Genomic DNA, 11,499 nt, shown 5'->3' with positions numbered 1-11,499 from the left:
GCCCCGTCCGTGCGCAAGCTCTCGGCTGAGACCGGCGTCGATGCCTCCACCGTTCCGGGCTCCGGCAAGGACGGCCGCGTCACCAAGGGCGACATGCTCGCCGCGATCGAGCGTGCGGCCTCCGCGCCGACCCCGGTCAACCAGCCCGCCGCCGCGGTGCAGGTGCGCAGCCCGTCACCGGCCGACGACGCCGCCCGCGAAGAGCGCGTCAAGATGACCCGCCTGCGCCAGACCATCGCGCGCCGCCTCAAGGACGTGCAGAACACCGCGGCCATGCTGACGACCTTCAACGAGGTCGACATGACCAACGTGATGGCGCTGCGTGCCCACTACAAGGATGCATTCGAGAAGAAGCACGGCTCCAAGCTCGGGTTCATGGGCTTCTTCACCAAGGCCGTCGTGCAGGCGCTGAAGGACATCCCGGCCGTCAACGCCGAGATCGACGGCACGGATTTGATCTACAAGAACTACTACCACATCGGCGTCGCCGTCGGCACCGACAAGGGCCTCGTCGTGCCCGTAGTGCGCGACTGCGACCACAAGTCAATTGCCGACATCGAGAAGGGCATCGCCGATTTCGGCCGCCGCGCCCGTGACGGCCAGCTCAAGATCGACGAGATGCAGGGCGGCACCTTCACCATCACCAATGGCGGCATCTACGGCTCGCTGATGTCGACCCCGATCCTGAACGCGCCGCAGTCCGGCATCCTCGGCATGCACAAGATCCAGGAGCGGCCGATGGTCGTCGGCGGCAAGATCGAGGTCCGCCCGATGATGTATCTGGCACTGTCCTATGATCACCGCGTGATCGACGGCAAGGAAGCCGTCACCTTCCTGGTTCGCGTCAAGGAGAGCCTGGAAGATCCGGCGCGCCTGGTGCTCGATCTCTGATCCCTGATGCTCTGCGAGCGCCGTCGCCATTCGCGACGGCGCGTGTCGAACCATGGAGGCGCGCGTGACGGATAAAGTCGTTGTCATCACCGGCGGCAGCCGCGGCATCGGGCGGGCGACTGCGATTGCGGCGGCCGCGCGCGGCTTTCGTGTCGTGGTCGGTTACGCCAGCAACAAGAAGGCCGCCGACGAGGTGGTCGCGCTGATCGAGGCCAGCAATGGCAAGGCGATCGCGGTGAAATGCGATGTGGCCGAGGAAAGCGACATCCTCGCGCTGTTCAAGGCGGCCGACAAGTTCGGCACGTTAGGGGCGCTCGTCAACAATGGCGGCATCGTCGGCCAGAGCGGCGTGCGGGTCGACGAGATGTCGGCCGAGCGCATCCAGCGCGTCATGGCGGTCAACGTCACCGGGTCGATCCTCTGCGCGCGCGAGGCGGTGAAGCGGATGTCGACCAAGCACGGCGGCAACGGCGGCGTCATCGTCAATTTGTCGTCGGTCGCCGCCAAGCTCGGCTCGCCCAACACCTATGTCGATTACGCCGCGTCCAAGGGCGCGGTGGATTCCTTCACCATCGGTCTTGGCCATGAAGTCGCAGCCGAAGGCATCCGCGTCGCCGCGATCCGCCCCGGCCTGATCGACACCGAAATCCACGCCGCCGGCGGCGAGCCCGATCGCGCCCATCGTCTGGCCCATCTGGTGCCGATGAAGCGCGTCGGCACATCGGATGAAATCGCCAATGCCATCGTCTGGCTGATGTCGGACGAGGCTTCCTATGTCACCTCAGCCATTCTCGATGTGTCCGGCGGACGCTGACGCACCGGCGGACGCTGACACATCCTCATCACGCCTAACCTTACGGGACTTTCTCTCATGGCTACCTACGATCTCGTCGTCATCGGCACCGGACCGGGCGGTTATGTCTGCGCGGTGCGCGCAGCCCAGCTCGGCATGAAAGTCGCCGTGGTCGAAAAGAACGCAACCCTCGGCGGCACCTGCCTCAATGTCGGCTGCATGCCGTCGAAGGCGCTGCTGCACGCGTCCGAGATGTTCGAGGAAGCCGGGCACTCCTTCGCCAAGATGGGCGTGTCGGTCTCCTCGCCGAAGCTCGATCTTCCCGCGATGATGAACTTCAAGCAGCAGGGCATCGACGGCAACGTCAAGGGCGTTGAGTTCCTGATGAAGAAGAACAAGATCGACGTGCTCAAGGGCACCGGCAAGATCTTGGGGACCGGCAAGGTGGAAGTCTCCGCCGACGGCAAGTCGCAGACGATCGAAACGAAGAGCATCGTGATCGCGACCGGTTCGGACATCGCGCGCCTCAAGGGCATCGAGATCGACGAGAAGCGCATCGTGTCCTCGACCGGCGCGCTGTCGCTCGACAAGGTGCCCGGCAAGCTCTTGATCGTCGGCGCCGGCGTGATCGGCCTCGAGCTCGGCTCGGTCTGGCACCGTCTCGGCGCCGAAGTCGTCGTCGTCGAATTCCTGGATCGCATCCTGCCCGGCATGGACGGCGAGATCGCCAAGCAATTCCAGCGCATCCTGGAAAAGCAGGGCTTTGCGTTCAAGCTCGGCGCCAAGGTCACCGCGGTCGACAGCTCAGGCAAGACGCTGAAGGCGACCATCGAGCCCGCCGCCGGCGGCGCCGCCGAGACGCTGGAAGCCGACGTCGTTCTGGTCTGTATCGGCCGCGTGCCCTACACCGACGCGCTCGGCCTGAAGGAGGCCGGCGTCGCGCTCGACAATCGCGGCCGCGTACAGATCGATCCGCACTTCGCCACCAGCCTGAAGGGCGTCTATGCCATCGGCGACGTCGTCGCAGGCCCGATGCTCGCGCACAAGGCCGAGGATGAAGGCGTGGCGGTGGCCGAGATCATCGCCGGCCAGGCCGGCCACGTGAATTACGATGTGATCCCAGGCGTCGTGTATACCACGCCGGAAGTGTCCTCCGTCGGCAAGACCGAGGAGGAACTGAAGCAGGCGGGCGTGGCTTATACCGTCGGGAAATTTCCCTTTACCGCCAACGGCCGCTCCAAGGTCAACCAGACCACTGACGGCTTTGTGAAGATTCTCGCAGATGCGAAGACCGATCGCGTGCTCGGCGTGCACATTATCGGCCGCGAAGCCGGCGAAATGATCCATGAGGCCTGTGTTCTCATGGAGTTTGGCGGCAGTGCGGAAGATCTCGCGCGCACCTGCCACGCGCATCCGACCCGCTCGGAGGCCATCAAGGAAGCCGCGCTTGCAGTCGGCAAGCGGGCCATCCATATGTAACCGAGCGCCCAGCGCCGAATCGGGCGGGAAACACATGCTGCGCCGCCTTCTTCAACCGGTCTGGGTCCTGCTTGCGATCGTCTTCCTGATCGAAGCTTGGCTGTGGGACCATCTCGAGCCGATCGTTGCGCGGGTTGTCGCAGCCGTCCCGCTCGCACGTTTCAAGCAATGGCTGACGGAGCGCGTCGATGCGCTGTCGCCGGCCATGACGCTGATCGTGTTCGCGGTCCCCATCGTCCCGCTGTTTCCGCTCAAGCTGGTCGGCCTGTGGCTGCTCACGCATGAATACTGGACCAGTGCGGTCTTCACGATCGTTTTCGCGAAGCTGCTCGGCGTCGGCGTCACCGCCTTCGTGTTCGACGTGACGCGCGACAAGCTTTTGGAGATGCACTGGTTCGAGCGGATCTACGATCTGGTGATGAAGGTCCGCGCCAAGGCCGCCGAGCTGGTCGACCCGATCAAGCGCCGTATCCGCGAGCTGATCGCCGGCAACGGCGAGGGCTGGTCGTCACGCACGCTGCGTGTGATCCAGCGTTTCAGGAAGAGCGTGCACCAGGCGCGGTAGCTGCCCGCACATTCAGTCTCTCACCGTCACCCCCGCGCAACCGCGAAGCGGTTGTCGCTGGAGGTGGCCGCTTCTTCAGCGGCCGCCCTGGAAGGGCGACGGCCCGGCTGCATCTCGGCCGTTCATCCTTCGAGGCTCCGGGCGCAGTGCTGATGCACTGCGCTCCTCGCACCTCAGGATGACGGAGTTGGTGCGACGCTGCTGCGCCAACTAATGCAAATGCACCAGATGCGGCCACCACAGGCCGAGCGCGGTCATGAGCAGGCCGCCGAGCGTCAGGATGCCGGCGACATAGGCCAGCGCGAACATGCCGGTGATGATGGTGGCCGAGGCCAGCACGATGCCGATCTGGAAGGCGGCCGACGCCAGCTCGAAGTGATGGTATTTCGCGGTCGCCTCGTCGCGCTCGTGCTCGGCATGCTTGGCCTTCTCGGCGAGCTGCTCGGTGCCTTCGCCGGTCTCGGGCTCGGAGCGGTAGCGCTGCGCGGTCTTGGTCCAGTCGTCGATCTGCTTCTGCACCGTCGCCTTCATGGCGTCGTCGGTGGTGCCGGCCAGCGTCAGCTTGCCCTGCTCGGCCGCGGTCACCACCACGGTACGGCGGATGCTCTTGGCCTGGAAGAACGCCCAGAGATTGGCGCCCTCGACGTTCTTGCTGATGGATTCGGTCTGGGCGCCCTTGCCGAGCGTCTCCGAGATCGCCAGGAACAGCGCCAGCACGGCGATCAGGAGCGCGATCTTCTTGTTCGAGCCGGACGCGTGTTCGGCGTGCTCGGCATGCTCCATGCTTTCATGTGCGCTCATCAGTCTCTCCTGCCTCGGTTCCGCAACGATTGACCGAACCGCGCGGCGAGCGCAAGAGGCACGCTCGCTGTGACAGCTTCATGTCAGGAATCAGTGGCGTTCAGCGCCTTGGATGCGCGCTGGCATAGACTTCCAGCAGTCGCTCGGAATCGATTCCGGTATAGATCTGCGTGGTCGAGAGCGAGGAATGGCCGAGCAATTCCTGGATGGCGCGTAAGTCCCCGCCGCGTGACAACAGATGCGTGGCGAAGGAATGCCGGAGCGCGTGCGGCGTCGCGCTGTCGGGCAGGCCGAGTGCGCCGCGCAGCCGCTCCATCGCGAGCTGGATGATGCGTGGGCTCAAGGGCCCGCCGCGCGCGCCGACGAAGATGGGGCCCTCGGCGGGCAGCGGATACGGGCACATCGCGACGTATTCCTGCACGAGCTCGAGCACGTTCTGCAGCACCGGCACCATGCGGGTCTTGTTGCCTTTGCCGGTCACGATCAGCACGTCGCCCTCGCCGGGACGCGGCACCTCGCGGCGCTTCAGGCCGAGCGCTTCGGAGATGCGCAGGCCGGAGCCGTACAAGAGCGCCATCACCGCGGCGTCGCGTGCCAAAATCCAGGTCTCGCGATCCTCGCCGGCCCGCTCGTCGGCATCGGCAAGGCGCTTGGCCGATGCCATCGGCAGCGGCTTCGGCAAGGTCTTGGCCACCTTCGGCGCACGGATCGCCGAGAGTGCGCCGACCTTGCCCTTGCCCTCGCGCTCGAGGAAGCGGCCGAAAGAGCGCAGGCCTGCCAGCGCGCGCATCAAGCTGCGGCCGGCAATGTCGTCGGCGCGGCGCATTGCCATGAAGGCGCGGACGTCGGTGGCTTCCAGCGCGGCGAAGCGCTCGAGCGTCACGCGTTCCCCCCAGTGGCTGCAGAGGAAATCCAGGCACTGCCGCAAGTCGCGGCCATAGGCTTCCAGCGTCTTCGGCGACAACCGCCGCTCGGCGCCGAGATGCGACAGCCAGCGCGTCATCTCCTGCGCGATCGAGGGATCGGCGCTGGCGAGCTCGATTTGTGGGGTGACGGCTTTGCTCATGCGCACTGGACGTGGTGATTCCACCCAGTATATCGCATCACACCCGTTTATCGTTCGCTAAGGCCGCCTCAGGGCGCTAGCCTTGAGGCCCCCGGTTCCGATTCTTCGTTCATGGATCACACCTCGCGCAGCACCACCGCCCCCACCAACGCGACCGGCATGGTCGACGTGCTGGTGCCGGTCGCGCTCGACCAGACCTATTCCTACAAGGTGCCGCGCGGGATGGAGCTGAAGGCGGGCGATCTCGTCGCCGTGCCGCTCGGGCCGCGCGAGGTGCTGGCCGTGGTCTGGGGAGAGAACGCCAATCCCGATCCGCGCCTGCACAACCGTCTCAAGGAGGTCAACGAGAAGCTCGATATCCCGCCGCTCAAGCCCGAGCTGCGGTCCGTGGTCGACTGGGTCGCCAATTACACGCTGAGCCCGCGCGGCATGGTGCTGCGCATGTGCCTGCGGATGGGCGAGAATCTCGGCCCCGAGCGGGTGCGCCCCGGCGTGCGCCTGGTCGGCGATCCGCCGAAAAGGCTGACGCCGGCGCGCCAGCGCGTGATCGAGGTGCTGTCGGACCGGCTGCTGCACGGCAAGTCCGAAGCCGCCAAGGAAGCCGGCGTCTCCTCAGGCGTGATCGACGGGCTCGTCGACGAGGGCACGCTCACGGTCGAGCCGATGCCGCCGCCTCCGCCGCCGCCCGTGCCCGATCCGGATTTCGGCCGGCCGGACTTTACCCCGCTGCAGCGCGCGGCGGTCGACACGATGCGCGCGCTCGCGGCCAACGGCACCTTCCACGTCGCATTGCTCGACGGCGTCACCGGCTCCGGCAAGACCGAGGTCTATTTCGAGGCGATCGCGGAAGCCATCCGCCGCGGCAGGCAATCGCTGATCCTGATGCCGGAGATCGCGCTCACCGGCCAGTTCCTCGATCGCTTCGCGCAACGCTTTGGCGTGCGGCCGATCGAATGGCATTCGGAGCTGACGCCGCGCACGCGCGCGCGGAACTGGGCGGCGATCTCTGGAGGCAGCGCGCCGGTCGTGGTCGGCGCGCGCTCGGCGCTGTTTCTGCCCTACGCCAAGCTCGGCCTGATCGTCGTCGATGAAGAGCACGACCAGGCCTACAAGCAGGACGAGGGCGTGCATTATCACGCCCGCGACATGGCGGTGGTGCGGGCGCATATCGCCAAGATCCCGGTCGTGCTGGCCTCGGCGACGCCGTCGGTCGAGTCCGAGGTCAATGCGCGCAAGAACCGCTATCAGCGCATCGCGCTGCCCTCGCGCTTCGGTGGCCAGCACATGCCGCATATCGAGGCCATCGACATGCGCCGCGAGCCGCCGGCGCGCGGCCGCTTCATCTCGCCGCGGCTCGCCGGGGAGATCAGAAAAGCGATCGAGAAACGCGAGCAGGCGCTGCTGTTCCTCAATCGCCGCGGCTATGCGCCGCTGACCCTGTGCCGCGGCTGCGGCCATCGCTTCGCCTGCACCATCTGCGATGCCTGGCTGGTCGATCACCGTTTCCGTCAGCGCCTGGTCTGCCATCATTGCGGCTTCTCGATGCCGCGTCCGCATCTCTGCCCGAATTGCTCGGCCGAGGAATCGCTGGTCGCGGTCGGCCCGGGCGTCGAGCGCCTGCAGGAGGAGGCGGCGGCGCTGTTTCCGCAGGCGCGCACCATGGTGCTGTCGAGCGATCTCATCACCTCGATCGAGACGATGCGCTCGGAGCTTGCCGAGATCGCGGAGGGCCGCGTCGACATCATCATCGGCACGCAGCTCGTGGCCAAGGGCCACAATTTCCCGCGGCTCAATCTGGTCGGCGTGGTCGATGCGGATCTTGGTCTTTCCAACGGCGATCCGCGTGCGGCGGAACGCACCTGGCAATTGCTCAACCAGGTGATCGGCCGCGCCGGGCGCGAGCAGGGCCGCGGCGTCGGCTATCTCCAGACCCACCAGCCCGATCATCCCGTGATGAAGGCGCTGATCGCCTGCGACCGCGAGGCCTTTTACGACAGCGAGATCGATCTGCGCGAGCGCACGCTGTATCCGCCGTTCGGCCGGCTCGCCAGCCTGATCATCTCCGCCGGCGACCGCCCGAGCGCCGAGGGTCTCGGCCGCCGCCTCGTCGCGCTCGCCCCGCGCGACGAGCGCGTGGTGGTGCTGGGACCTGCGGAAGCGCCGCTCGCCGTGATCAAGGGCCGCTACCGCTTCCGCATCCTGGTGAAATCGGCGCGCGGTTTCGATCTGTCGGACTATTTGCGCGATTGGCTCGCCGTCTGCCCGAAGCCGACGGGCAATCAGAAGCTCGAAGTCGACGTCGATCCGCAGAGCTTCTTATAGCGGGCCACCGCTCTCTCCCCTCTCGTGCCCCGGACGCAGTGCAGCGCCCTTCAGCGCTGCGCTGCTGAGCCGGGGCCCATGGCGCCATGCTGCACCGTGTTGCTCTGGGTCCCGGCTCTGCGCCGCAACGCTCACGCGTTGCAGCTTGTCCGGGACACGAGCGGCGATGACGAGCCAATAAACCAATAAAAAAGCCCGCGGTCCCCCAAGACCGCGGGCTTGTTTCATGCGCGCATCAAACTGATGAAAACTGCGCGCGCTCGATGAGACGCTTTGTTGCGCCTTAGGAGACGACTTCCGCGGTGACGCGGCCGACGCCGGCGCCGGTGAGGCCGATGGCGCGGGCAGCGCCCGTGGAGAGGTCGAGAACCCGGCCGCGAATGAACGGGCCGCGGTCATTGATGGTGACGACAACGCTCTGGCCGCGGTGGGTGACGCGCAGCTTGGTGCCGAACGGCAGCGAGCGGTGCGCCGCGGTCAGGGCGTTCTGGTTGAAGCGCTGGCCCGAGGCCGTGCGGCTGCCGGACTCGTTGCCGTAAAAGGAGGCCACGCCGGAGAAGCTGTGGCCCGTGCCCGAGGTCGGCGTCATCGACGCATTGGCGTTGCGCCAATCGGAGGTCGCGTTGGTATCGGTCTGAGCGTGGTGGCGGTGATGATGATGCCGGTGATGCCGGGATTTGGCGGAAGCTTCGGTGGCAGTTCCACCGATGAGGAGAGTTGCGGCTACGAAAGCAATCGCCGTGCGTGGCCGGGTCACAAAGCCCAGCGTCTTCAAAGACAGCATTTAGTGGTCCCTAAGCTAGTATTGCCACACATGTGGCTAGTGGAGCCCCCATCAGTTTGTGAGCGGGTTGGCGTTTCGATTCCTAATGAGGCGTGAATTGGGCAGTAATCCATTCTGTGTCGTCATGAAACATCTTGTTACCGCGACGAGATATTCAGCGGATGTTCCGTAATCTTCGCCTTTAACGATTTGTTAATTCACTTAATACTTCGAAATACTGTAAAAACGAAGTCATCACCTTGAGCATTTAGAATTGGGTAAGTATTCGGCGAGTGGAGCCGGCGAGGCGGGAATCACGCCTCAGCGATCCGTGTTCATGGCCGCTATGCGCTGAGAGCAGGAACCAACAAGGCGAGACACGGCAGAACCCCCGCGACAATTCCGTGACGGGCACCTCGTCACCATGTCCCTGCTCAAGTCCCTGATAGTGGTCGTCGGATCGGGTAGTGATCGATGCATCCAGCGTGCGACGAACTGGCGACAGAACCTCGTGCCTTTAATTTGGCGTCATGTTGCACCTGCGCGCCTGCTATGTTAGCAAAGCCGCGATTTTAACGGATCCGGCACGTCCCGTGTCGGCCGGAAATCGAAGTCCCGCTTGAATTCCAAGGGCTTGGATCGCTTGGCGCCGCTTTGTGGCGACGGTTTTTCCCTTGCGAGTTTGACAGCAAAAAGAGCGCGTCTGTGGCTGCAGAAGATACGTCCGTTTCAGGTGTGTCCGGCCGTTATGCAACGGCCTTGTTTGAACTGGCCCGCGACCAGAAAGTGGTCGACGAGGTCAAAGCCGATCTCGAGAAATTCGAGGCCATGCTGAACGAGAGCGCCGATCTGAAGCGCCTCGTCCGCAGCCCGGTTTTCGCAGCCGATGCCCAGTCCAAGGCGCTGTCGGCCGTGCTGGCCAAGGCCGGCATCGCCGGCATCTCCGCCAATTTCCTGAAAGTCCTGACCGCCAATCGCCGCCTGTTCGCGGTGGTCGACGTCATTCGCGCCTACCGGGCCCTGGTCGCCAGGTTCAAGGGCGAGGTGACGGCCGACGTCACCGTGGCGGAAACGCTTTCGGACAAGAATCTCGACGCCCTCAAGGTTGCCCTGAAGTCGGTGACCGGCAAGGACGTCGCGCTCAACGTGAATGTCGATCCCTCGATCATCGGTGGCCTCGTCGTCAAGCTCGGCAGCCGCATGATCGATAGTTCGCTTCGCACCAAACTCAATTCGATCAAGCACGCGATGAAAGAGGCAGGCTGATGGACATCCGCGCCGCGGAAATTTCCGCGATCCTCAAGGACCAGATCAAGAATTTCGGCCAGGAAGCTGAAGTCTCCGAAGTCGGACAGGTGCTGTCCGTCGGCGACGGTATCGCTCGCGTCTACGGTCTGGACAACGTCCAGGCCGGCGAAATGGTCGAGTTCGAGAACGGCACCCGCGGCATGGCGCTGAACCTCGAAACCGACAACGTCGGCGTCGTGATCTTCGGCGGCGACCGTGAGATCAAGGAAGGCCAGACCGTCAAGCGCACCCGCGCCATCGTGGACGCGCCGGTCGGCAAAGGCCTGCTCGGCCGCGTCGTTGACGCGCTCGGCAATCCGATCGACGGCAAGGGCCCGATCCAGGCCGACAAGCGCATGCGCGTCGACGTCAAGGCGCCCGGCATCATTCCGCGCAAGTCGGTGAGCGAGCCGATGGCGACCGGCCTCAAGGCGATCGACGCCCTGATCCCGATCGGCCGCGGCCAGCGCGAACTGATCATCGGCGACCGTCAGACCGGCAAGACCGCGATCGCGCTCGACACCATCCTGAACCAGAAGCCGCTCAACGCGCAGCCCGACGAGAACATCAAGCTGTACTGCGTCTACGTCGCGGTCGGCCAGAAGCGCTCGACGGTTGCCCAGTTCGTGAAGGTGCTGGAAGAGCAGGGCGCGCTCGAATATTCGATCGTCGTCGCCGCCACCGCGTCGGATCCGGCGCCGATGCAGTACATCGCGCCGTTCACGGCCTGCACCATGGGCGAGTTCTTCCGCGACAACGGCATGCACGCGGTCATCATCTATGACGATCTGTCCAAGCAGGCCGTCGCCTACCGCCAGATGTCGCTGCTGCTGCGCCGCCCGCCGGGCCGCGAAGCCTATCCGGGCGACGTGTTCTATCTGCATTCCCGCCTGCTTGAGCGCGCGGCCAAGCTCAGCAAGGATCACGGCTCGGGCTCGCTGACCGCACTGCCGGTCATCGAAACCCAGGCCAACGACGTGTCGGCCTACATTCCGACCAACGTCATCTCGATCACCGACGGCCAGATCTTCCTGGAAACCGACCTGTTCTTCCAGGGCATCCGTCCCGCGGTGAACGTCGGTCTGTCGGTGTCGCGCGTCGGCTCCTCGGCGCAGACCAAGGCCACCAAGAAGGTCGCCGGCAAGATCAAGGGCGAGCTGGCGCAGTACCGCGAAATGGCGGCTTTCGCGCAGTTCGGCTCCGACTTGGACGCCTCGACCCAGCGCCTGCTGAACCGCGGCTCGCGCCTGACCGAGCTCCTGAAGCAGCCGCAGTTCGCGCCGCTGAAGATGGAAGAGCAGGTCTGCGTGATCTGGGCCGGCACCAACGGCTATCTCGATCCGCTCCCGGTCAACAAGGTGCGCGCGTTCGAGGACGGCCTGCTGTCGCTGCTGCGCGGCAAGAACGTCGAGATCCTCAATTCGATCCGCGATACCCGCGACCTCTCCGACGACGTGGCTGCCAAGCTGAAGTCGGTTGTCGAAGGTTTTGCGAAGAGCTTCGCGTAAGAAAGAACCGTCGCGGCCGGGCTA

Annotated in this window: 10 protein-coding genes; 7 read left to right on the top strand and 3 right to left on the bottom strand. The window is 65.1% G+C overall.

What is annotated here, in order from left to right:
* The 4 genes from odhB to XI03_RS06950 all read left to right on the top strand — a co-directional run.
* Positions 1-891 (top strand): 2-oxoglutarate dehydrogenase complex dihydrolipoyllysine-residue succinyltransferase (odhB, locus tag XI03_RS06965; protein ID WP_271591694.1); only part of this gene is annotated, 891 nt, incomplete at its 5' end.
* 64 nt (positions 892-955) lie between these two features.
* Positions 956-1,705, top strand: coding sequence for an SDR family oxidoreductase (locus XI03_RS06960; protein WP_028139215.1), 750 nt, complete (start codon positions 956-958; stop codon positions 1,703-1,705).
* A gap of 57 nt (positions 1,706-1,762) precedes the next feature.
* Positions 1,763-3,163: a dihydrolipoyl dehydrogenase gene (gene lpdA / locus XI03_RS06955; RefSeq protein WP_271591693.1), complete on the top strand. Its 1,401-nt coding sequence runs from the start codon at positions 1,763-1,765 to the stop codon at positions 3,161-3,163.
* 34 nt (positions 3,164-3,197) lie between these two features.
* Positions 3,198-3,728, top strand: a complete 531-nt coding sequence (locus XI03_RS06950; protein WP_028139213.1) for a hypothetical protein — start codon at positions 3,198-3,200, stop codon at positions 3,726-3,728.
* Positions 3,729-3,938: 210 nt separating this feature from the next.
* Here the strand turns inward: XI03_RS06950 and XI03_RS06945 are convergent, their stop codons facing one another.
* Together XI03_RS06945 and XI03_RS06940 are read right to left on the bottom strand one after the other, a co-directional pair.
* The gene (locus XI03_RS06945) at positions 3,939-4,529 is read right to left on the bottom strand and encodes a DUF4337 domain-containing protein (protein WP_028139212.1); all 591 of its coding nucleotides are present in this window, start codon (positions 4,527-4,529) and stop codon (positions 3,939-3,941) included.
* Positions 4,530-4,629: 100 nt separating this feature from the next.
* Positions 4,630-5,595, bottom strand: a complete 966-nt coding sequence (locus tag XI03_RS06940; protein WP_095425480.1) for a tyrosine recombinase XerC — start codon at positions 5,593-5,595, stop codon at positions 4,630-4,632.
* A 111-nt stretch (positions 5,596-5,706) separates the two neighbouring features.
* Here XI03_RS06940 and XI03_RS06935 point away from each other — a divergent pair, with 111 nt between their 5' ends.
* Positions 5,707-7,917, top strand: coding sequence for a primosomal protein N' (locus XI03_RS06935; RefSeq protein WP_271591692.1), 2,211 nt, complete (start codon positions 5,707-5,709; stop codon positions 7,915-7,917).
* 283 nt (positions 7,918-8,200) lie between these two features.
* Here the strand turns inward: XI03_RS06935 and XI03_RS06930 are convergent, their stop codons facing one another.
* The gene (locus XI03_RS06930) at positions 8,201-8,701 is read right to left on the bottom strand and encodes a septal ring lytic transglycosylase RlpA family protein (protein WP_028139209.1); all 501 of its coding nucleotides are present in this window, start codon (positions 8,699-8,701) and stop codon (positions 8,201-8,203) included.
* A 684-nt stretch (positions 8,702-9,385) separates the two neighbouring features.
* On the opposite strand from XI03_RS06930, the gene XI03_RS06925 reads away from it, so the two are divergent.
* Both XI03_RS06925 and atpA read left to right on the top strand, forming a co-directional pair.
* Positions 9,386-9,946 carry a F0F1 ATP synthase subunit delta gene (locus XI03_RS06925; RefSeq protein WP_018318859.1) on the top strand — a complete coding sequence of 187 codons (561 nt, stop codon included), beginning with the start codon at positions 9,386-9,388 and terminating at the stop codon, positions 9,944-9,946.
* Positions 9,946-11,475, top strand: coding sequence for a F0F1 ATP synthase subunit alpha (atpA, locus tag XI03_RS06920; protein WP_028139207.1), 1,530 nt, complete (start codon positions 9,946-9,948; stop codon positions 11,473-11,475). Before XI03_RS06925 ends, atpA begins: the two co-directional genes overlap by 1 nt.
* Positions 11,476-11,499 lie beyond the last annotated feature (24 nt).

It is taken from the genome of Bradyrhizobium sp. CCBAU 65884 (genome assembly GCF_028128835.1).
In the GTDB taxonomy this organism is placed as follows: Bacteria; Pseudomonadota; Alphaproteobacteria; order Rhizobiales; family Xanthobacteraceae; genus Bradyrhizobium; species Bradyrhizobium ottawaense.
The sequence above is the reverse complement of the archived record's forward strand: the minus strand, read 5'-3'. Positions and strand labels throughout refer to the sequence as shown.

Excerpts from the sequence above, each read along its gene's own strand:
- atpA (WP_028139207.1), top strand. The coding sequence starts at position 9,946 with ATGGACATCCGCGCCGCGGAAATTTCCGCGATCCTCAAGGACCAGATC.
- XI03_RS06930 (WP_028139209.1), bottom strand. The coding sequence starts at position 8,701 with ATGCTGTCTTTGAAGACGCTGGGCTTTGTGACCCGGCCACGCACGGCG.
- XI03_RS06940 (WP_095425480.1), bottom strand. The coding sequence starts at position 5,595 with ATGAGCAAAGCCGTCACCCCACAAATCGAGCTCGCCAGCGCCGATCCC.
- XI03_RS06935 (WP_271591692.1), top strand. The coding sequence starts at position 5,707 with ATGGATCACACCTCGCGCAGCACCACCGCCCCCACCAACGCGACCGGC.
- XI03_RS06950 (WP_028139213.1), top strand. The coding sequence starts at position 3,198 with ATGCTGCGCCGCCTTCTTCAACCGGTCTGGGTCCTGCTTGCGATCGTC.
- lpdA (WP_271591693.1), top strand. The coding sequence starts at position 1,763 with ATGGCTACCTACGATCTCGTCGTCATCGGCACCGGACCGGGCGGTTAT.
- XI03_RS06945 (WP_028139212.1), bottom strand. The coding sequence starts at position 4,529 with ATGAGCGCACATGAAAGCATGGAGCATGCCGAGCACGCCGAACACGCG.